Here is a 19,687-nt window from a genome sequence, read left to right on the forward strand (position 1 = left end):
ATGTCCGATATCGACAAAAGCCGCCGCACCTTCGTCGCTTCGGCCGGACTTGCTGCGGCCGCGGTGGGTGCCGCTCCGGCTCTGGCGCAGGATACACCGCCCCCACCGCAGGCGCCCACCACGCCGCAGGCGGGTCGCTATCCCAAGCCGCCGTTCCAGAACCAACGCCAACCCTGGCCGGGCCTCGCGAGCCGCATGTCGCCACGGCCGGATCATGGCGAGACGAGCTACAAGGGTTCGGGGCGACTGGCCGGCAAACGCGCGCTCATCACCGGTGGCGACAGCGGGATCGGCCGGGCCGCAGCGATCGCCTATGCGCGCGAGGGCGCCGATGTCGCGATAAACTATCTGCCGGCAGAGGAACCCGACGCGCGCGAAGTCGTGCAACTGATCGAGGCGGCGGGACGCAAGGCGGTCGCCATTCCCGGCGATCTGCGCGACGAAGCGTTCTGCCGGCGTCTGATCATCGATGCGACCCGCCAGCTCGGCGGGCTGGACATCCTCGTCAATAATGCCGCGCGCCAGCAGACCCGACCTGACATCGGCAGCATCTCGTCGGAGGATTTCGACGCGACGATGAAGACCAACGTCTATGCGCCGTTCTGGCTATCGAAGGCGGCCGTCGCGCGGATGGGCCCGGGGTCGGTGATCGTCTTCACCTCCTCCGAACAGGCCGGCGATCCGTCTCCGGACATCCTGGAGTATGCGATGAGCCGCGCGGCCGTGCTGAACCTTGCCAAGGGACTGGCGAAGCAGCTCGCGCCGAAGGGCATTCGTGTGAATGCGGTGACGCCCGGGCCGTTCTGGACGCCGCTGCAGGTGTCAGGCGGCGCAACGCCCGAAAAGCTGCGCACCTTCGGACAGTCGAGCCCCCTCGGCCGGCCGGGCCAGCCCGCGGAGATCGCCGGGCTGTACGTCGCAGCCGTCGACCCGGCGAACAGCTTTTCGACCGGACAGATCTTCGGCGCGACCGGCGGTGGCGGGCAGCCGGGCTGAGCCCGGCGCCTTTCCCTCAGGCCTCGATCACCAGGACGTCCACGACGGGCTTCTTGCCCGTCCATCGCGTCGCGACGCGGCGCACAGCCAGGCGGATCGCCTCGCGGAGGGAGTCGCGGTTCTTGCCGCCCTTCCCGCCCTTGCGCACCGCTTCCTCGGCGGCGTCGATCGCCTCGTCGATGAAGGGATCGCGGTCCTCCTCGACCGGAATGCCCTGCAACTTCACCTCGGGCTCGCCGATCAACTGGCCGTTCTTCCCGATCGCAACGGCGACCGACATGTGGCCGTACATCGCGACCTTGCGGCGCTCGTTGATCGTGCCGCCGTCAGCCGGCAGGATGACGTCGCCATCGACCGCCAGGCGACCGACCGGTGCGACGCCGATCTTCTCGGGCGTCCCCGGGGCCAGGCGGATGATGTCGCCATCCTTCTGGATCACCGCGCCGGGTACGCCGCTCTCGATCGCGAAGCGGGCATGTTCGGCCAGATGGCGCATCTCGCCATGTACCGGCATGACCAGCTTGGGCCGGATCCACTTGTACATCTGCGCCAGCTCCGGGCGACCCGGATGGCCCGATACGTGGACGAACGCCTGACGATCGGTGATGATGTTGACGCCCATTGCCGCCAGGCGGTTCTGGATGTCGCCGATCGCCTTCTCGTTGCCCGGGATCTGCTTCGACGAGAAAACGACGGTGTCGCCACGGTCGAGCTTGATCGGGTGATTGTTCTCCGACACGCGGTTGAGCGCCGCGCGCGCCTCGCCCTGGCCACCGGTCGCGACGATCAGCACTTCGTTGCGCGGCAGCTTCATCGCCGTTTCCCAATCGATGATCGGGGGCAGGTCCTTCAGATAGCCGGTCGCCTTGGCCACGCGCGTGATGCGGTCGAGCGAGCGGCCGGCCAGGCATAGCTGGCGCCCGGTATCCTTCGCCACCTCGCCCAACGTTGCCAGGCGGGCGGCGTTCGACGCGAAGGTCGTCACCAGCACGCGGCCTTTTGCAGCGGCGATCACCTGATCGAGCCCATCGCGGACGTCCGCCTCGCTGCCCGAGGCCTCGGGATTGAAGACGTTGGTCGAATCGCAGACGAGCGCGAAGATGCCCTTGTCGCCGACCGCCGTCAGTTCGTCGGCGGTCGACGCGCCGCTGGCTTCGTCGATCTTCCAGTCACCGGTGTGCAGGATGTTGCCGTACTTGGTCTCGATCAGGATGGCGTTGCCTTCCGGGATCGAGTGGGCAAGCGGGACGTAGCTGATGCCGAACGGTCCCAGCTTGAACAACTGGTCCTCCTGCACCACCCGCAGCTTCACCTGCTTGGTGATGCCTTCCTCGTCGAACTTCTCGCGAATCAGGCCCGCGGTGAAGGGCGAGGCGTAGACGGGGACGCCCAGGTCGGCGGCCAAATAGGGCAGCGCGCCGATATGATCCTCATGCCCATGGGTAATGACGATGCCGAGCAGATCGTCGAGCCGATCCTCGATGAAGCTCAAGTCCGGCAGGATGATGTCGATGCCCGGGTAGTTCGGGTCGGCAAAGGTCACGCCGCAATCGACCATCAGCCATTTGCCGTCGCATCCGTACAGGTTGACGTTCATGCCGATCTCGCCCGACCCGCCGAGTGCGACGAAGAGCAGTTCTTTGTTGGGAGTAGTCATTCTTATCCTATTGCGTGCTCCCGCGCGGGCGGGAGCCTGGGGCCGCGCGCCACGCAGCCTGGAAACTCTGGGCTCCCGCCTTCGCCCCCCCTCAAAGTCCTACTTTGATGGGAAGCCCTGCGCAGGAGCGCTACGATGTCGGATATGGGCTCTTTCCCACTCCATTGCGAGGCCGATGAGCGTCAGATCATGCTCGACGAGATCGAAAAACTGCGTGTGCTGTTCGAACAGCACTGCCAAGCCGCCGGTGGCGATGACGGTAACCGGCCGACCGACCTCCGCCTTCATGCGCGCGATCAGCCCTTCGAGCATCGCCACATAGCCCCAGAAGATGCCGATATGCATCTGGTCGACCGTATTGCGCCCGATCACCGTCGGTGACCGCGGGGCCTCGATGGCGATGCGCGGCAGCTTGGCCGCCGCGGTCACCAGCGCGTCGAGGCTGAGGTTGATCCCCGGTGCGATGATGCCGCCCTTATAGGCGCCCGAATAATCGACCAGGTCGAATGTCGTCGCCGTGCCGAAATCGACCACGATGAGATCACCGGGATGCGCAGCATGGGCCGCGATGACGTTCAGCGCGCGGTCGGCACCCAGGTTGGACGGCTCATCGACGTCGAGCTGAAACGGCCAACCGCCCTCGCCGGCGATGGTCGGCTCTCCGCCGAAATATTTGGTCGCCAGCATCCGAAGGTTATGCATCGCACGCGGGACGACGGTGCCGATGACGACCCCCGTCACCGCCGAACGGTCAAGCCCCTCGAGCGCCAGCAGCTGGCTGAGCCAGACGACATATTCGTCTGCCGTCCGTCGCGGATCGGTCGCGATCCGCCAGCGCGCGCGAACCTCGCGGCCCTCCAGCAGCGCGAAGACGACATTGGTGTTTCCGGCATCGATCGCGAGTAGCATGACGTTGAGGATACCCGTTCGTGTCGAGCGAAGTCGAGCCTGTCGTGCGAAGCCAGGACGCAGGGGCGCCCCCCCCGGCACCCGTTCCTCGACTTCGCTCGGAACGAACGGGCGCTTTTGCTCTTACAGCAGGAATACGTCGGCGGCGTGAATGACGCGCACGCCGCCGTCCGCCAGGCGCAGTCGCAACGCACCGCTGTCGTCGAGACCATCGAACAAACCCTCCACGGCATCGTCGCCGACCCGCGCCGCGAGCGCCGTCCCTCGCGGATGCGCCCGCTCCAGCCAGCGCGCCCGGATCGCCGCGATCCCCTCGGCCCGCCAGCGCGCCAGCCAGGACGCAAACGCCGTCGCCAGCACTTCGACCAGCACGCCCGGGTCCACCAGGCATCCGCAATCGACAAGGCTTGTCGTCGCGCGCCCCAGCGAGGTGGGGCGATTCGCGCAGTTTACGCCGATGCCAATGACGACGCTGTCATCGGCGCGCTCGAGGAGGATGCCGACCAGCTTTGCGCCGTCGATCAGGATGTCGTTGGGCCATTTGATCGTCAGGCGGCCGGACGCGGCGATATCGCCACACAGCAACTGGATCGCCTCATCAACCGCCACCGCGGCGACGAGCGCGAGCGTCGCTGCGGGCGGATCGGACGGCCGCAGCCGGACGAGCGTGCTCGCGTAGAGATTGCCCGTACGCGATTCCCACGCCCGCCCCTGCCGGCCGCGGCCCGCCGTCTGGCATTCCGCCCGCAGCCACCGCCCCTCGGGCGCACCCGACGCGGCGGCGGCAAGCAGGTCGGCGTTGGTCGAACCCGTCGCGCTGACGGTGACGATGTCGATCAGAACAGCGCGCCTGCCGCTGCGTTGGTGAACGGTGCCAGCGGCTGGATCAGCAGCCAGCCCAGCGGCGACACCAGCAGCGCCATGACCGCGATCAGGACGTATTCGACGGTCGAACGCGTGCCCGTATCCACGATCTCGTTCGCCGGCGCATCGAAGTACATCGTCTTGATGATCTTCAGATAATAGAACGCCCCGACGACAGAACCGATGGCGCCGAACACGGCAAAGGCAAGCAGACCGGCATCGGTCGCGGCCCAGAACACCGCCAGCTTCGGCCAGAAGCCGAGCAGCGGCGGAATTCCTGCGAGCGAGAACATGAAGATCGCCATGGCCGCCGCGAGACCCGGCCGCGTCCGCGACAGGCCCGACAGGCTGGCGATGCTCTCGATCGGCTGACCATCCGCACCGCGCATCTGGAGCACGACCAGGAAGCTGCCGAGCGTCATTACGACGTAAACGGTGACATAGCTGAGCACCGCCGCCGTGCCCTCGGGCGTCGCTGCGGCAAGGCCGATGAGGGCGAAGCCGACGTTGTTGATCGAGGAATAGGCCAGCAGGCGCTTGATGTTCTTCTGCCCGATGGCGCCGATCGCGCCGAAGTAGACCGAAGCGAGGCTGGCGAAGATGACGATCTGGCGCCACTCGACGGCAGCCGGGCCCATCGCTTCCAACGCGACGCGCAACGCCATGCCGATCGCGGCAACCTTGGAGGCGGAGGCAAAGAACGTCGTGACCGGCGTCGGCGCGCCTTCGTACACGTCCGGCGTCCACATGTGGAACGGCACGGCCGCGATCTTGAAGGCGATGCCGGCGAAGACGAACACCAGCCCGACGATCAGGCCGGTCGATTTCGCCCCCCCGAACGCGGCGGCGATCGTGTCGAACCCGGTCGACCCGGCAAAGCCGTACACCAGGCTGATGCCATAGAGCAGGATGCCCGACGCGAGTGCGCCCAGCACGAAATACTTCAGGCCCGCTTCGGCCGAGCGCGTGTCGCGCCGCATGAAGCTGGCGAGAACGTAGCTGGCAAGGCTCTGCAGTTCGAGGCCGACGTAGAGCGCGAGCATGTCGCCTGCCGATACCATGACGCCCGAACCGATCGCGGCAAGCAGCATAAGCACCGGATATTCCGGACGCAGGTCATCGCCGCTGGTGCGGGCGAAGAAGCCCGGCGCGATGATGATCGAAACCGCAGTGGCGGCATAGATCAGCACCTTGGCATAGGCCGAGAACGCGTCGGTGCGCAGCAGGCCGTCGAACGGCTGCCCGCCTGCCGAGGCGGGTCCGGCCAGCGCGATTCCCGCGCCGATCAGCACGGCAACTGCCGTCCAGCTGACCAGCCGGGTCACGGCCTGGCCGCCCCAGGCCGCCACCAGCATCAGGACGAGTGCGCCTACCGTGAGCACCAGCTCCGGCAGGATCATCAGAAGATCGTTGCCCATCAGTGCGCCCCCTCGTGCGCGGCAGGGGTAGCATGATGCGCGGCCGCAGCCGCCGCTGCCGGATTACCCGGCGTCGGCTGCGAATCGCCTGCTGGCTTGGCGCGGTCGATCCGCTCCAACAGCAGGCCGACGTCGGCGCGCATCGGTTTCAAGAAGCTTTCCGGATACACGCCCATCCACAGTACGACGGCCGCGATCGGCGCCAGCAGTGCGATCTCGCGCTTGCTGATGTCCGGCATCGCCCGCACGTCGTCATGGACGATATCGCCATAGGCCACGCGGCGGTAAAGATAGAGCATATATGCCGCGCCCAGGATGATGCCGGTCGTGCAGACCAGCGCGATCCAGGTCGAGACCTGATAGGTGCCGGCCAGACTCAGGAATTCGCCGACGAAACCGCTCGTGCCCGGCAGGCCGATCGACGCCATGGTGAACAGCAGGAACAGCACGGCATAGCGTGGCATGTTGATGCTGAGGCCACCGTAGCGGCTGATCTCACGCGTATGCAGCCGGTCGTAGATGACACCGACGCACAGGAACAGCGCGCCCGATACCAGGCCGTGGCTCAGCATGACGATAATCGCGCCTTCGATGCCCTGCCGGTTGAAGGCGAACAGGCCGATCGTCACGATCGCCATGTGCGCGACCGACGAATAGGCGATCAGCTTCTTCATGTCCGACTGCACCAGCGCCACGAGGCTGGTGTAGACCACGCCGATCGCCGACAGACTGAAGATCAGCCAGACGAGCGCCGCCGACGCCTCCGGGAACATCGGTAGCGAGAAGCGCAGGAAGCCATAGCCGCCCAGCTTCAGCAGCACGCCTGCCAGAATGACCGACCCCGCGGTGGGTGCCTGAACGTGCGCGTCGGGCAGCCAGGTGTGAACCGGCCACATCGGCATCTTCACCGCAAACGACGCGAAGAAGGCGAGCCACAGCCAATATTGCGCACCGACCGGGAAATCATATTGCATCAGCGCCGGGATGTAGGTCGTCCCCGCCGTGGTCGACATCCACAGCATCGCAATCAGCATCACGATCGAGCCGAGCAGCGTGTAGAGGAAGAACTTGTAGCTGGCGTAAATGCGGTTCGCTCCGCCCCAGATACCGATGATCAGATACATCGGGATCAGGCCGGCTTCGAAGAACATATAGAACAGCAACAGGTCCTGCGCCGCGAACGTGCCGATCATCAGCACTTCGGTCAGCAGGAACGCCGCCATATATTCGGGCACCCGCTCCTGCACCGCTTCCCACGACGCGCCGATGCAGATCGGCATCAGGAAGACGCTGAGCATGATCAGCATCAGCGCGAAGCCGTCGATGCCCAGCGCATAGCTGAAGAAGCCGAAGATCGGCGCATTCTCGGTGAACTGCCACTGGGGCGCCGCACCGCCCATGTCGAAGTTCGCCCACAGCAGCACGCCGAGCGCGAAGTCGATCAGCGTCGCACCCAGCGCGATCCAGCGCGCGGTCTGGGCGTTGACGAACAGGCAGGCGATGGCCGCGACCAGCGGCACCGCGAGCATCAGCGATAGGATCGGGAAGTCAGCCACGGATCGCCCCCAATCCGATTACAGGAAACAAGCGGCTCATCGTGTGATCGCCCAGGTAACGACGGCGGTCAGGCCAAGCAGCATGACGAACGCATAGGTGTAGACGTACCCCGTCTGGATGCGGGCAGCGACGCCGCTGCCGAACTTGACGAGTGCCGCCGAGCCATTGGGCCCGAACCGGTCGATCGTGCCCTCATCACCCTTCTTCCAGAAGAGGCGGCCGAACCAGAAGGCCGGCTTCACGAACACGACGTTGTACAGCTCGTCGAAGTACCATTTGTTGAGCAGGAAGGCGTAGAGCACGCGGAACATGTCCGCGAACTTCGCCGGGAATTCCGGATGACGGATGTAGGTCAGCCAGGCGGTCAGCAGGCCGAGCAGCATGACGACCGTCGCCGACAGTTTCACCCATAGCGGCACGCCGTGCATCGCGTGCATCAGATGTTCGTCGAAGGCGATGGCGTTATTCCAGAAGGCTTCGTTCGATTCGGGCTGGATGAACCAGTGGTTGAACACGAAGCCTGCCAGCACTGCGCCGACCGAAAGGATGATCAGCGGCAGGCGCATCGACCACGGGCTCTCGTGCGGGTGATAGCCCGCCGTGCCGTCGTGGAGCTCGTGTGCACCCGGCGCATGAACGTCCGGCGTCGAGCCTGCGCCTTCTTCCGCCGCTTCGCCGTGATGGGCGTGCGCCGCTTCGGTGCCGTGCGCATGATCATGATCGTGACCATGGCCGTGCGCGTCATGCACCGCATGTTGGATGTGCTCGCTGTTGGCCCACCGCGGCTTGCCCCAGAAGGTCAGGAACATCAGGCGCCACGAATAAAAGCTGGTCAGCAGCGCGGCGAACACGCCGACATAGAACGCGAGCTGGCTCGTACCACCCCGCGCGAACGCCGCCTCCAGGATCGCGTCCTTCGAATGGAAACCCGCGAAGCCCGCATGCGCCCAGTAGATGCCGACGCCCGTGATCGCCAGCGTGCCCATCATCATCGCCCAGAAGGTGACGGGGATGTGCTTACGCAGGCCACCATAGAAGCGCATGTCCTGCTCATTGTGCATCGCGTGGATGACCGAACCGGCGCCCAGGAACAGCAGCGCCTTGAAGAAGGCGTGCGTGAACAGGTGGAACATCGCCGCGCCATAGGCGCCGACGCCGGCGGCAAAGAACATGTAGCCGAGCTGCGAACAGGTCGAATAGGCGATGACGCGCTTGATGTCGTTCTGGACGGTTCCGACGGTCGCCGCGAACAAGCAGGTCGCCGCCCCGATGAAGGTGATGAAGCCGAGCGCGGTCGGGCTGGTCGCAAACATCGGCGACAAACGACACACCATGAACACGCCCGCGGTCACCATGGTCGCTGCGTGGATCAGCGCCGACACCGGGGTCGGGCCCTCCATCGCATCCGGCAGCCAGGTGTGAAGGCCGAGCTGCGCCGACTTGCCCATCGCACCGACGAACAACAGCAGGCAGAGCACCGTCATGGTATCGAAGCGATAGCCGAGGAAGCCGATCGTCGAGCCCGCCATACCCGGCGCCGCCGCCAGGATCTCGGGGATCGAGACGGTCTGGAACACCAGATAGGTGCCGAAGATGCCGAGCATGAAGCCGAGATCACCGACGCGGTTGACGACGAACGCCTTGATCGCCGCGGCGTTGGCACTCGGTTTGCGGAACCAGAAACCGATCAGCAGGTAGGACGCGAGACCCACGCCTTCCCAACCGAAGAACATCTGGACCAGATTGTCCGCCGTCACGAGCATCAGCATCGCGAAGGTGAAGAGCGACAGATAGGCGAAGAACCGCGGCTGATCCGGGTCTTCGCTCATATACCCCCACGAATAGAGGTGCACGAGTGCGGAGACACTGGTGATGACCACCAGCATGACCGCCGTCAGGCTGTCGACGCGTAGCGCCCAGTCGAACGACATCGTGCCGGACGTCACCCAGTTGAATACCGGGGCGACATGCGCCTCCTGCGTACCCGCCAGGAAGCCGAGGAAGATCGGCCAGGACAGTGCCGCCGACACGAACAAAGCGCCGGTGGTGATGATCTTGGGCAGGGCGATACCGAACGCGCGGTTCGACAGGCCTGCGACGATGGCCGCGAGAAGCGGCAGGAAGACGATCAGCTGGATCATTCCCTTACCCCTTCATGCGGTTGACGTCGTCGACCGAGATGGTCGCACGGCCGCGGAAATAGATGACGAGGATGGCAAGGCCGATCGCGGCCTCGCCGGCAGCGACGGTCAGCACGAACATCGCGAACACCTGACCCACCAGATCGCCGAGGTACGACGAGAAGGCGACGAGGTTGATGTTCACCGCGAGCAGGATCAGCTCGATCGCCATCAGGATCAGGATCAGGTTCTTGCGGTTGGCGACGATGCCGAACACGCCCAGACCGAACAGGATCGCCGCGACGACCAGATAATGGGTCAAACCAATCACAGCTCGACCCCCTGGCCCACCGGCACATCCTTCACGTTGCGCACCGCATCCTTCGAGCGGCGGTTGATCTGACTGAAGATCGACTGCTTCCGGACGCCGCCGCGCTCGCGGTGGGTCAGCACGATCGCCCCGATCATCGCAACCAGCAGCACCAGGCCGGCCAGTTCGAAGATGAACAGGTAGCGCGAATAGAGCAGCCGCCCGATCGCCTCGATGTTCGGAACGTCTGCCGCGACCGGCGCCGCCTTGGCCGCAAGCGCGATCCCGCCGGCGCTCCAGGCGCCCGCCCCGATCACGATCTCCGCCGCCAGCGCCAGCGCCAGCGCGACGCCGACCGGCATGTAGCGTACGAAGCCTGCGCGCAGCTCTGCGAAGTCGATGTCGAGCATCATGACGACGAACAGAAAGAGCACCGCGACCGCGCCGACATAGACGATGACCAGCAGCATCGCGATGAATTCGGCGCCTGCGAGCACCATCAGGCCGGCGGCGTTGAAGAACGCCAGGATCAGCCACAGCACCGAATGCACCGGGTTGCGTGACGAAATCGTCATCGCGCCCGACAGCAGTACGATGCCTGCGAACAGGTAGAAGGCAATGGCCTGGATCATGACGCGGGATGGCCCCCTGCCATCGGTGAATCGAAAGTCATGGCGCGCTTACCGGTACGGCGCATCGGCGGCAAGGTTGGCCGCAAGCGTGCGTTCCCAGCGGTCGCCGTTCGCCAGCAGCTTGGCCTTGTCGTAGATCAGCTCTTCGCGCGTCTCGGTCGAGAATTCGAAGTTCGGACCCTCGACGATGGCGTCGACCGGGCAGGCCTCCTGGCACAGGCCGCAGTAGATGCACTTCGTCATGTCGATGTCGTAGCGCGTCGTCCGGCGGCTGCCGTCGTCGCGCGGTTCGGCCTCGATCGTGATCGCCAGCGCCGGGCACACCGCTTCGCACAGCTTGCACGCGATGCAGCGTTCCTCGCCGTTCGGGTAGCGACGCAGCGCGTGCTCGCCCCGGAAGCGCGGCGAAATCGGGTTCTTCTCGAACGGATAGTTGATCGTCGCCTTCGGCTTGAAGAAGTACTTCAGCGTCTTGGCGTGGGCGCCGATGAACTCCCACAAAGTGAACGATCGGACGACTTGGGCGAGGCTCACAGCGGCGCTCCCACACGAGCAAACATCAGATACCCCGAGACGAGGAACACGAAGAACAGGCTGAGCGGCAGGAACACCTTCCAGCCCAGGCGCATCAGCTGGTCGTAGCGATAGCGCGGGACCGTCGCCTTCACCCAGCTGAATACGAAGAAGAAGAACAGGATCTTGGCGAACAGCCAGATGATGCCCGGGACATAGTAAAGCGGTGCCCAGTCGACCGGCGGCAGCCAGCCACCCCAGAACAGGATGGCGTTCAGCGCGCACATCAGGATGACGTTGGCATATTCTCCCAACCAGAAGAGCGCGAAGCTCATCGACGAATATTCGGTCTGATACCCCGCGACGAGCTCCGACTCCGCCTCGGTCAGGTCGAACGGCGCGCGCTGCGTTTCCGCCATCGACGAGATCAGGAAGGTCACCGCCATCGGGAACAGCAGCGGGTTGAACCCGAAGCCGTTCAGCAGGCCGAAGATATGCCCGGTCTGTTCGGTCACGATCGTCGACAGGTTGAAGCTGCCCGCCCACATCACGACCGAGATCAGGATGAAGCCGATCGCGACTTCGTAACTGACCATCTGTGCCGCGGCGCGCAGTGCCGAGAAGAACGGATATTTCGAGTTCGACGCCCAGCCCGCGATGATGATGCCGTACACGCCGATCGACGAGGCCGCGAGTACGTAGAGCAACCCGACGTTGATGTTCGCAACGACGACGCCGGGCGAGAACGGCACCACCGCCCACACAATCAGCGCGACCGTGAAGGTGATGATCGGCGCCAGCAGGAACAGCCCGCGGTTGGCCGACGACGGGATGATGGTTTCCTGCAGGAAGACCTTCAGACCGTCGGCGAACGACTGGAGCAGGCCGAACGGCCCGACGACGTTCGGCCCCCGGCGCAGCGCCATCGCCGCCCAGATCTTGCGATCGGCATAGATGATCATCGCAACCGCCAGCATCAGCGGCAGCGCGATCACGAGGATGCCGATCAGCGTCGCGAGCGTCCAGGCGCCGGCGTAGGGCAGCCCGAGGTCTTGGAAGAAAGCGGTCATCGGGCCTTTTCCGTCACCCCCGCGGAGGCGGGGGTAAATTGGCGCAGGTCATGGAAGGAACCGACGCAGTAGCCAGAATTGATCCCCGCCTTCGCGGGGATGACGGTGGAGGGGTTCGAGCGCATCACTCCGCCGCCTCCGCAAACTCTTCCCCGTGCAGGATTTCGGCCGAACACCGCTGCATCGTCGGGCTCGCCCGGCAGATGCTGTTGGTCAGGTAGAAATCCTTCACCGTATAGGCGACTTCGCCCGAGGAGGCGGTCGGCAGCGACGGCACGCTCCAGTCGAAGCGGGCGAGCCCCTCCTCCGCCAGCGCCGGAACCGCGGCGTACATCTTCGCGCGCAGTTCCTCGAACGTGTCGAACGGCAGCGGCGTGCCCAGACGTTCGCTCAGCGCGCGCAGTATCGTCCAGTCCTCGCGGGCATCGCCCGGCGGGAACACGGCACGGTCGCCACGCTGCACACGGCCCTCGATGTTGACGTAAGTGCCGGGCTTTTCGGCATAGGTCGCCGCCGGCAGGATGACGTCGGCATGATGCGCACCCGCGTCGCCGTGATGGCCGACGAACACCTTGAACGCACCCTCGAACGCCGCGTGGTTCACTTCGTCCGCACCCATGAAGAACACGAGCTTGGGCTTTGCATCGATCAGATCGGCGACACCGCCTGCGCGGCCGACGCCGAGCATCAGGCTGCCCATCCGCGAGGCCGAGAAGTGGAGAACGTTGTAGCCGTTCCAGCCATCCTTCACGAGACCGAGCGTGTCGACCAGCGCCAGCGTCGCGCCCTGCGCGGTGTTCAGCGGCGCCCCGCCGACGATCACCATAGGGAACTTGGCGTCCGCGAACGCCTTGGTCACCGCCTCGGGCAGCTTGCCGAGCAGCGACAGGTCGTTACCGAGCCATTCGACCGAGTAGGTCAGGTCCGTCTCCGGCCCGATCGCGAAGACCTTCGCGCCCTTCTTGATCGCCTTGCGGATGCGGGTGTTGACCAGCGCCGCTTCCCAACGGACGTTGGTGCCGACCAGCAGGATCGCATCGGCCTGTTCGACACCGGCGATCGTCGAGTTGAAGTTGACTGCGGCCAGGCTCGACGTGTCGTATTTGGCGCCCGTCTGCCGGCCCTCGATCAGGTCCGAGCCCAGCGACGACAGCAATGTCTTGGTCGCAAAGATCGTCTCGCAATCCAGCATGTCGCCGTGCACGGCCGCCACGCTGCTCCCGGCCACCTTGGCAGCCGCAGCGATCGCCTCGAACGCCTCGTCCCAGCTCGCAGCGACGAGCTTGCCGTCACGGCGGACATAGGGCTTGTCGAGGCGACGGCGGATCAGGCCGTCGACGTGGTGGCGCGTCTTGTCATGCGCCCATTCCTCGTTGACGTCCTCGTTGATCCGCGGAAGCGCGCGCAGCACTTGGCGGCCGCGGCTGTCGAGCCGGATGTTGGTGCCGACCGCATCCATCACGTCGATCGCCAGCGTCTTGCGCAGCTCCCATGGCCGCGCCTCGAACGCATAGGGCTTCGACGTGAGCGCGCCCACCGGGCACAGATCGACGACGTTGCCCGACAGCTCCGACTGGACGGCGCCCTCGAGGTAAGACGTGATCTGCATGTTCTCGCCGCGATACAGCGCGCCGATATCCTCGACGCCCGCCACTTCCTCGGCGAAGCGCACGCAGCGAGTGCACTGGATGCAGCGGGTCATGACCGTCTTCACGATCGGACCCATATACTTCTCGGTCACCGCCCGCTTGTTCTCGGTGTAGCGGGAATGGCCGCGGCCATAGGCGACCGACTGGTCCTGCAGGTCGCACTCGCCGCCCTGGTCGCAGATCGGGCAATCGAGCGGGTGGTTGATGAGCAGAAACTCCATCACCCCCTCGCGCGCCGCCTTCACCATGGGTGAATCGGTGCGGATTTCCTGATTGTCGGCGGCCGGCAGCGCGCACGACGCCTGCGGTTTCGGCGGTCCGGGCTTCACCTCGACCAGGCACATGCGGCAGTTGCCGGCGATGCTGAGGCGCTCGTGATAGCAGAAGCGCGGAATTTCCTTCCCAGCAGCCTCACAGGCCTGGAGCACCGTGGCACCGGCGGGGACCTCGACTTCGATCCCGTCGACTTTAACCTTGGGCATTATTCGGCAGCCTCTTGCATGGGCGAGAAACCCCCACCCTGCCGTTCGATGATCCGGCGTTCGATTTCCGGACGGAAGTGACGGATCAGGCCCTGGATCGGCCAGGCCGCCGCGTCGCCCAGCGCGCAGATGGTGTGGCCTTCGACCTGCTTCGTGACCTGGTGCAGCGTGTCGATCTCGCTGATGTCGGCGTCGCCGGTGCGCAGCCGTTCCATCACGCGCCACATCCAGCCAGTGCCTTCGCGACATGGCGTGCACTGGCCGCAGCTCTCGTGCTTGTAGAAGTAGGACAGGCGGCTGATCGCGCGGACGATGTCGGTCGACTTGTCCATGACGATGACCGCCGCGGTGCCGAGGCCCGAGCCCAGCGCCTTCAGCCCGTCGAAATCCATCGGGCAGTCCATGATCTGCGCCGCCGGCACCAGCGGAACCGACGAGCCGCCGGGGATGACGGCGAGCAGATTGTCCCATCCGCCGCGGATGCCGCCGCAATGCTTCTCGATCAGTTCGCGGAACGGGATGCTCATCGCTTCCTCGACCACGCAGGGCTTTTCCACATGGCCGCTGATCTGGAAAAGCTTGGTGCCCTTGTTGTTCTCTGCGCCGAAACTCGCGAACCATTCGGGGCCGCGGCGCAGGATGGTCGGGGCGACCGCAATCGATTCGACGTTGTTGACCGTCGTCGGGCAGCCATAGAGGCCTGCGCCGGCCGGGAACGGCGGCTTCAGGCGCGGCTGGCCCTTCTTGCCCTCCAGGCTCTCGATCATCGCGGTCTCTTCGCCGCAGATGTAGGCGCCCGCACCGCGGTGGACGAACACGTCGAAATCGTAGCCCGACTTGCACGCGTTCTTGCCCAGGAAGCCGCGGTCATAGGCCTCCGCGACGGCGGCGAACAGCGTTTCCGCCTCGCGGATATATTCGCCGCGGATGTAGATATAGGCCGCGCGCGCGCGCATCGCGAAGCCCGCGACCAGCGCGCCTTCGATCAGCAGGTGCGGATCGTGGCGGATGATCTCGCGATCCTTGCACGACCCGGGTTCGGATTCGTCGGCGTTGATGACCAGGAAGCTCGGACGATCGGGCCGCGGCTCCTTGGGCATGAACGACCATTTCATGCCGGTCGGGAACCCCGCACCGCCACGACCGCGCAGGCCCGACGCCTTGATCCGATCGATGATCGTATCCTGGCCGAGCTCCAGCAGCGCCTTGGTATTGTCCCACGCGCCGCGGGCCATTGCCGCGTCGATGTTCCACGGCTGATAGCCGTAGAGGTTGGTGAAGATGCGGTCCTTGTCGGCGAGCATCAGCCTTCGCCCTTCTTCTTCTTGGCCTGGGTAGCGGCGTAGATCGCAATGAAGCTCATGAACACGGCGATGAAAGACGCGAAGATCGCGATATAGGCGGGGTTCACTTGCGGCCTCCGAGCAGCTTCTGGCCGCCGGCGAGGATTGCGACGACGATCGCCGCGCCGATCAGCACGCCGAGCAGCTTGAAGCTGAGCTTCAGGACCCAGCCCAGGACGACGATGGCGCCGATGACCGCCAGGATGGTGACGAGCGTGTTCTTGCTCATGCCGACCACTCCGGGCGGTAGTCGTGGTTCTCGGTGACCATCGCGGTCAGCGTGGTCGGCCCGCCCAGCGGCTCCACCGTGTGGCGCCCTGGCTCCTGCGTACCGGTCTTCGGCGTTTCGCCGGCGGCCAGCGCCTGGAGCAGCGCGGTGGTGCGGTCGTAATCGAGATCTTCGTAATTGTCGTCGTTGATCTGGACCATCGGCGCCGACGCGCAATTGCCCATGCACTCGACCTCGGTCAGCGTGAACAGGCCGTCGGGTGTCGTCTTGCCCTTGTTCAGCCCCATGTTCTTGCACGCCGCCATCACGTCGTCCGACCCGCGCAGCATGCACGGCGTCGTGCCGCACACCTGGACGTGGAATTTGCCGACAGGGGCGAGGTTGAACATCGTATAGAAGGTCGCGACCTCCAGCACGCGGATGTAGGCGACGCCGATCTGGCGCGCGACGAACTCGATCACCGGGATCGGCAGCCACCCTTGCGTGCTCGTCTCCGCCCCAACCTGGCGCTGGGCGAGGTCGAGCAGCGGGATCGACGCGGATTGCTGGCGGCCGGCCGGATAGCGACCGATGATCTCGTTCGCCTTTTTCTGATTCTCGTCCGTCCAGGCAAAGCCGCCCCAGCGGGCGCGGACTTCCGCTTCGTCGGGGATCTGGGGTGCGTCAGCCACGGCTGTCAGCCTTCTGAAGTTCACGCAGCGACGGCATCAACCGGCCGCTAATAACAAGCAGACCCGTCAGGCCGCCCCAGAGGGCGAACGGAACCTGAAAGAGCCCAAACACATCGGCGAGCAACGTAGCCGCCAAGACGGCTACGCCCGACAGCCATACAAGCTGAGTCGCGGCAAGCGTCACCGGTCGCACTCCCCAAACACGACGTCGATCGCACCAAGGATGGCGGTCGTGTCCGCGAGCATGTGGCCCTTCGACATGAAGTCCATCGCCTGGAGGTGGCTGAACGCGGTCGGGCGGATCTTGCAGCGATACGGCTTGTTGGTGCCGTCGCTGACCAGATAGACGCCGAATTCACCCTTGGGGCTTTCGGTCGCGACATAGACTTCGCCGGCGGGCACGTGAAAGCCCTCGGTATACAGCTTGAAGTGATGGATCAGCGCTTCCATCGACCGCTTCATCTCGCCGCGCTTGGGCGGGCCGACCTTGCGATCGGTGGTCATGATCGGGCCTTCGGGCATCTGCGCCAGGCACTGCTTCATGATGCGGGCCGACTGGCGGACCTCTTCGACGCGGACCATGAACCGATCGTAGCAGTCGCCGCGGGTTCCGACGGGCACGTCGAATTCCATCCGGTCGTACACGTCATAGGGCTGCGACTTGCGCAGGTCCCACGGGATGCCGGCGGCGCGGATCATGGGGCCCGAGAAGCCCCACTTGATCGCGTCGTCGCGGCTGACGACGGCGATGTCGACGTTGCGTTGCTTGAAGATGCGGTTCTCCGCGACCAGGCTAATCGCATCTTCGAACAGCTTGGGCAGGCGATCGTCGAGCCAGTCGGCCAGGTCGGCGAGCAGCTTGAGCGGCACGTCCTGATGGACGCCGCCGACGCGGAAGTAGTTCGCGTGCATGCGAGCGCCCGAGAAGCGCTCGTAGAAGTTCATGCAGTCTTCGCGGATTTCGAACAGCCACAGGTTCGGCGTCATCGCGCCGACGTCCATGACGTGCGACCCGAGGTTGAGCATGTGGTTCTTGATGCGCGTCAGTTCGGCGCACAGCACGCGGATATACTGGGCACGCAGCGGCACTTCGAGGTCGAGCAGCTTCTCGACCGCCAGCACATAGCTGTGCTCCATGCACATCGGCGAGCAGTAATCGAGCCGGTCGAAATACGGCAGCGCCTGCTGGTACGTCTTGTATTCGATCAGTTTTTCGGTGCCGCGATGCAGCAGGCCGACGTGCGGATCGATGCGTTCGATGATCTCGCCATCGAGTTCCATGACCAGCCGCAGCACGCCGTGCGCAGCCGGGTGCTGGGGACCGAAGTTGATCGTATAATTCTGGATTTCGACGTCGCCCGGCGTCGGATCACCCGCGTCGGTACGACCTTCGATCTCGTCGATATACTCGTTCATTGGTTCTGCCCCTTGCCCTTGCCGGGCACGACATCGGGGTCGGCCGGCGTCGGGCCGGAATGCGGGTGCGGCTTGCCGGCGCCGGTCTGTTCCGGAGCATCGGTCGTCTTTGGCTCGGCGGTCTTCGCCTTCTCCACCTCCGACGCTGCGGCATCGGCCTTCTGCAGCTGGTCGGCGGTCACCGGCGACGGCGCGCCCTTGGCCTGAGGCTGAACCCCCTTCTCATCGCCCGGCAAGACGTATTCCGCGCCTTCCCATGGGCTCATGAAGTCGAAATTCCGGAAGTCCTGCGCAAGCGCAACCGGCTGGTAGACGACGCGCTTCGCTTCTTCCGAATAGCGCAGCTCGACGAAGCCCGAGAGCGGGAAGTCCTTGCGCTGCGGGTGGCCGCGGAAGCCGTAATCGGTCAGGATTCGGCGCAGGTCCGGGTTGCCGGAGAACAGCACGCCGTACATGTCGTAGACTTCGCGTTCGAGCCAGCCCGCGACCGGCCAGATGCCCGTGACCGACGGCACCGGCTGCACCTCATCGGTCGTCACGCGGACGCGAATGCGGTGGTTGCGGGTGAGCGACAGCAGGCAATAGACGACGTCGAACCGCTCGGGCCGCGACGGATAGTCGACGCCGGCGATCTCCATCAGCTGCTGATACTCGAGACCCGGCGTGTCGCGTAACAGAGTCATCGCAGGCACGATTTGCGCGCGATCGATCGTCAGCGAAACCTCGCCGACCAGATCGGTTGCCTCGACCAGCATGTCGCCCAGCGTCGACGTCGCAAGCTCGATCACGCCCGGGTTCAGGCCCGGGGTGTAGAGGGGGGCCGGCGCCCTCACCGTTCCACCGTCCCGACCCGGCGGATCTTTCGCTGGAGCTGCATGATGCCGTAGAGCAGGGCCTCCGCCGTCGGCGGGCAGCCGGGCACATAGACGTCGACCGGTACCACGCGGTCGCAACCACGCACGACGCTGTACGAATAATGGTAATAGCCGCCGCCATTGGCGCAGCTGCCCATCGAGATCACGTACTTCGGCTCCGACATCTGGTCGTAGACGCGACGCAGCGCCGGGGCCATTTTGTTGCACAACGTGCCCGCGACGATCATCACGTCCGACTGGCGCGGGGACGCGCGCGGCGCGGCGCCGAAGCGTTCGAGGTCGTAACGGGGCATGTTGACGTGGATCATCTCGACCGCGCAGCACGCGAGGCCGAAGGTCATCCACCACAGCGAGCCGGTGCGCGCCCACTGAAACAGCTCTTCGGTCGAGGTGACCAAAAAGCCCTTGTCGTTGAGCTCGCCGTTCAGGTCGTTGAAGAACGACTGATCGGGCATCGTGCCCGGCGCCGGCGCCTGATCCAGCGAAATGCTGCCCTGCTGCGACGCGCCCATGATATTCTGAGGTGTCTGGCTCATTCCCAGTCCAACGCCCCCTTCTTCCACGCATAGACAAGGCCGAGCGCCAGTTCGGCGATGAAGACCATCATCGACGTCCAGGCGACCCACCCCAGATCGAACACCGTGACCGCCCAGGGGTAGATGAAGGCAGCTTCGAGGTCGAAGATGATGAACAGGATCGCGACGAGATAGAAGCGCACGTCGAACTGACTGCGCGAATCCTCGAACGCGGGGAAGCCGCATTCATATTCGGTCAGCTTTTCCGGCGTCGGTTTATGCGCGCCCGTGAAGCGCGCCGCGATCATCGGCAGGACGACGAACGCCCCCGACAGGACGAGCGCGATCCCAAGGAACATCAGGATCGGCAGATATTGCGACAGATCGACCAAAATGCGCTCTCGCAGATGCGAACAAAAGGATGCCGCGGGCTCTAGACCCCGGGGGTCCGGGGGGCAAGG

At 65.1% G+C, this 19,687-nt stretch carries 20 protein-coding genes; 1 reads left to right on the forward strand and 19 read right to left on the reverse strand.

Annotated elements, in window-relative coordinates:
- Positions 1 to 996, forward strand: a complete 996-nt coding sequence (locus JW805_08710) for an SDR family oxidoreductase (GenBank protein ID MBN2972097.1) — start codon at positions 1 to 3, stop codon at positions 994 to 996.
- A gap of 16 nt (positions 997 to 1,012) precedes the next feature.
- On the opposite strand, the gene JW805_08715 is transcribed toward JW805_08710, so the two are convergent.
- The 19 genes from JW805_08715 to JW805_08805 form a co-directional block, all read right to left on the reverse strand.
- Complete coding sequence (locus JW805_08715) at positions 1,013 to 2,653, reverse strand: ribonuclease J (protein MBN2972098.1); 1,641 nt, start codon at positions 2,651 to 2,653, stop codon at positions 1,013 to 1,015.
- Between the two features lie 99 nt (positions 2,654 to 2,752).
- Positions 2,753 to 3,562 (reverse strand): type III pantothenate kinase, encoded by an 810-nt coding sequence (locus JW805_08720; protein ID MBN2972099.1) that lies wholly within the window; start codon positions 3,560 to 3,562, stop codon positions 2,753 to 2,755.
- Between the two features lie 123 nt (positions 3,563 to 3,685).
- Positions 3,686 to 4,504, reverse strand: coding sequence for a biotin--[acetyl-CoA-carboxylase] ligase (locus JW805_08725; protein MBN2972100.1), 819 nt, complete (start codon positions 4,502 to 4,504; stop codon positions 3,686 to 3,688).
- Positions 4,399 to 5,844 (reverse strand): NADH-quinone oxidoreductase subunit NuoN, encoded by a 1,446-nt coding sequence (nuoN, locus tag JW805_08730; GenBank protein MBN2972101.1) that lies wholly within the window; start codon positions 5,842 to 5,844, stop codon positions 4,399 to 4,401. Before nuoN ends, JW805_08725 begins: the two co-directional genes overlap by 106 nt.
- Complete coding sequence (locus JW805_08735; GenBank protein MBN2972102.1) at positions 5,844 to 7,400, reverse strand: NADH-quinone oxidoreductase subunit M; 1,557 nt, start codon at positions 7,398 to 7,400, stop codon at positions 5,844 to 5,846. Before JW805_08735 ends, nuoN begins: the two co-directional genes overlap by 1 nt.
- Positions 7,401 to 7,436: 36 nt before the next feature.
- Entirely contained in the window at positions 7,437 to 9,542 is a 2,106-nt protein-coding gene (gene nuoL / locus JW805_08740) for an NADH-quinone oxidoreductase subunit L (protein MBN2972103.1), read from the reverse strand.
- 4 nt (positions 9,543 to 9,546) lie between these two features.
- Positions 9,547 to 9,849, reverse strand: coding sequence for an NADH-quinone oxidoreductase subunit NuoK (gene nuoK / locus JW805_08745; GenBank protein MBN2972104.1), 303 nt, complete (start codon positions 9,847 to 9,849; stop codon positions 9,547 to 9,549).
- Positions 9,849 to 10,463, reverse strand: coding sequence for an NADH-quinone oxidoreductase subunit J (locus tag JW805_08750; protein ID MBN2972105.1), 615 nt, complete (start codon positions 10,461 to 10,463; stop codon positions 9,849 to 9,851). Before JW805_08750 ends, nuoK begins: the two co-directional genes overlap by 1 nt.
- Before the next feature lie 48 nt (positions 10,464 to 10,511).
- Positions 10,512 to 10,997: an NADH-quinone oxidoreductase subunit NuoI gene (gene nuoI, locus JW805_08755; protein MBN2972106.1), complete on the reverse strand. Its 486-nt coding sequence runs from the start codon at positions 10,995 to 10,997 to the stop codon at positions 10,512 to 10,514.
- Entirely contained in the window at positions 10,994 to 12,046 is a 1,053-nt protein-coding gene (gene nuoH, locus JW805_08760; GenBank protein ID MBN2972107.1) for an NADH-quinone oxidoreductase subunit NuoH, read from the reverse strand. Before nuoH ends, nuoI begins: the two co-directional genes overlap by 4 nt.
- 124 nt (positions 12,047 to 12,170) lie before the next feature.
- Positions 12,171 to 14,177 (reverse strand): NADH-quinone oxidoreductase subunit G, encoded by a 2,007-nt coding sequence (locus JW805_08765; GenBank protein ID MBN2972108.1) that lies wholly within the window; start codon positions 14,175 to 14,177, stop codon positions 12,171 to 12,173.
- On the reverse strand, positions 14,177 to 15,481 hold the full coding sequence (gene nuoF / locus JW805_08770) for an NADH-quinone oxidoreductase subunit NuoF (GenBank protein MBN2972109.1): 1,305 nt from the start codon (positions 15,479 to 15,481) through the stop codon (positions 14,177 to 14,179). The genes JW805_08765 and nuoF overlap by 1 nt, the downstream gene beginning before the upstream one ends.
- A gap of 103 nt (positions 15,482 to 15,584) precedes the next feature.
- Positions 15,585 to 15,749 carry a hypothetical protein gene (locus JW805_08775; GenBank protein MBN2972110.1) on the reverse strand — a complete coding sequence of 55 codons (165 nt, stop codon included), beginning with the start codon at positions 15,747 to 15,749 and terminating at the stop codon, positions 15,585 to 15,587.
- Positions 15,746 to 16,402 carry an NAD(P)H-dependent oxidoreductase subunit E gene (locus tag JW805_08780; GenBank protein MBN2972111.1) on the reverse strand — a complete coding sequence of 219 codons (657 nt, stop codon included), beginning with the start codon at positions 16,400 to 16,402 and terminating at the stop codon, positions 15,746 to 15,748. The genes JW805_08775 and JW805_08780 overlap by 4 nt, the downstream gene beginning before the upstream one ends.
- 10 nt (positions 16,403 to 16,412) lie before the next feature.
- The gene (locus tag JW805_08785; GenBank protein ID MBN2972112.1) at positions 16,413 to 16,604 is read right to left on the reverse strand and encodes a hypothetical protein; all 192 of its coding nucleotides are present in this window, start codon (positions 16,602 to 16,604) and stop codon (positions 16,413 to 16,415) included.
- The gene (locus tag JW805_08790; GenBank protein ID MBN2972113.1) at positions 16,601 to 17,836 is read right to left on the reverse strand and encodes an NADH-quinone oxidoreductase subunit D; all 1,236 of its coding nucleotides are present in this window, start codon (positions 17,834 to 17,836) and stop codon (positions 16,601 to 16,603) included. Before JW805_08790 ends, JW805_08785 begins: the two co-directional genes overlap by 4 nt.
- Positions 17,833 to 18,591, reverse strand: a complete 759-nt coding sequence (locus JW805_08795) for an NADH-quinone oxidoreductase subunit C (GenBank protein ID MBN2972114.1) — start codon at positions 18,589 to 18,591, stop codon at positions 17,833 to 17,835. Before JW805_08795 ends, JW805_08790 begins: the two co-directional genes overlap by 4 nt.
- A gap of 74 nt (positions 18,592 to 18,665) precedes the next feature.
- Entirely contained in the window at positions 18,666 to 19,223 is a 558-nt protein-coding gene (locus JW805_08800) for an NADH-quinone oxidoreductase subunit B (protein MBN2972115.1), read from the reverse strand.
- Between the two features lie 20 nt (positions 19,224 to 19,243).
- Complete coding sequence (locus JW805_08805; GenBank protein MBN2972116.1) at positions 19,244 to 19,621, reverse strand: NADH-quinone oxidoreductase subunit A; 378 nt, start codon at positions 19,619 to 19,621, stop codon at positions 19,244 to 19,246.
- Positions 19,622 to 19,687 lie beyond the last annotated feature (66 nt).

The organism is Roseomonas aeriglobus (assembly GCA_016937575.1).
GTDB lineage: Bacteria > Pseudomonadota > Alphaproteobacteria > Sphingomonadales > Sphingomonadaceae > Sphingomonas > Sphingomonas aerigloba.

Excerpts from the sequence above, each read along its gene's own strand:
- JW805_08710 (MBN2972097.1), top strand. The coding sequence starts at position 1 with ATGTCCGATATCGACAAAAGCCGCCGCACCTTCGTCGCTTCGGCCGGA.
- JW805_08715 (MBN2972098.1), bottom strand. The coding sequence starts at position 2,653 with ATGACTACTCCCAACAAAGAACTGCTCTTCGTCGCACTCGGCGGGTCG.
- JW805_08720 (MBN2972099.1), bottom strand. The coding sequence starts at position 3,562 with ATGCTACTCGCGATCGATGCCGGAAACACCAATGTCGTCTTCGCGCTG.
- nuoN (MBN2972101.1), bottom strand. The coding sequence starts at position 5,844 with ATGGGCAACGATCTTCTGATGATCCTGCCGGAGCTGGTGCTCACGGTA.
- nuoL (MBN2972103.1), bottom strand. The coding sequence starts at position 9,542 with ATGATCCAGCTGATCGTCTTCCTGCCGCTTCTCGCGGCCATCGTCGCA.
- JW805_08750 (MBN2972105.1), bottom strand. The coding sequence starts at position 10,463 with ATGATCCAGGCCATTGCCTTCTACCTGTTCGCAGGCATCGTACTGCTG.
- nuoH (MBN2972107.1), bottom strand. The coding sequence starts at position 12,046 with ATGACCGCTTTCTTCCAAGACCTCGGGCTGCCCTACGCCGGCGCCTGG.
- JW805_08765 (MBN2972108.1), bottom strand. The coding sequence starts at position 14,177 with ATGCCCAAGGTTAAAGTCGACGGGATCGAAGTCGAGGTCCCCGCCGGT.
- nuoF (MBN2972109.1), bottom strand. The coding sequence starts at position 15,481 with ATGCTCGCCGACAAGGACCGCATCTTCACCAACCTCTACGGCTATCAG.
- JW805_08775 (MBN2972110.1), bottom strand. The coding sequence starts at position 15,749 with ATGAGCAAGAACACGCTCGTCACCATCCTGGCGGTCATCGGCGCCATC.
- JW805_08790 (MBN2972113.1), bottom strand. The coding sequence starts at position 17,836 with ATGAACGAGTATATCGACGAGATCGAAGGTCGTACCGACGCGGGTGAT.
- JW805_08795 (MBN2972114.1), bottom strand. The coding sequence starts at position 18,591 with ATGCTGGTCGAGGCAACCGATCTGGTCGGCGAGGTTTCGCTGACGATC.
- JW805_08800 (MBN2972115.1), bottom strand. The coding sequence starts at position 19,223 with ATGGGCGCGTCGCAGCAGGGCAGCATTTCGCTGGATCAGGCGCCGGCG.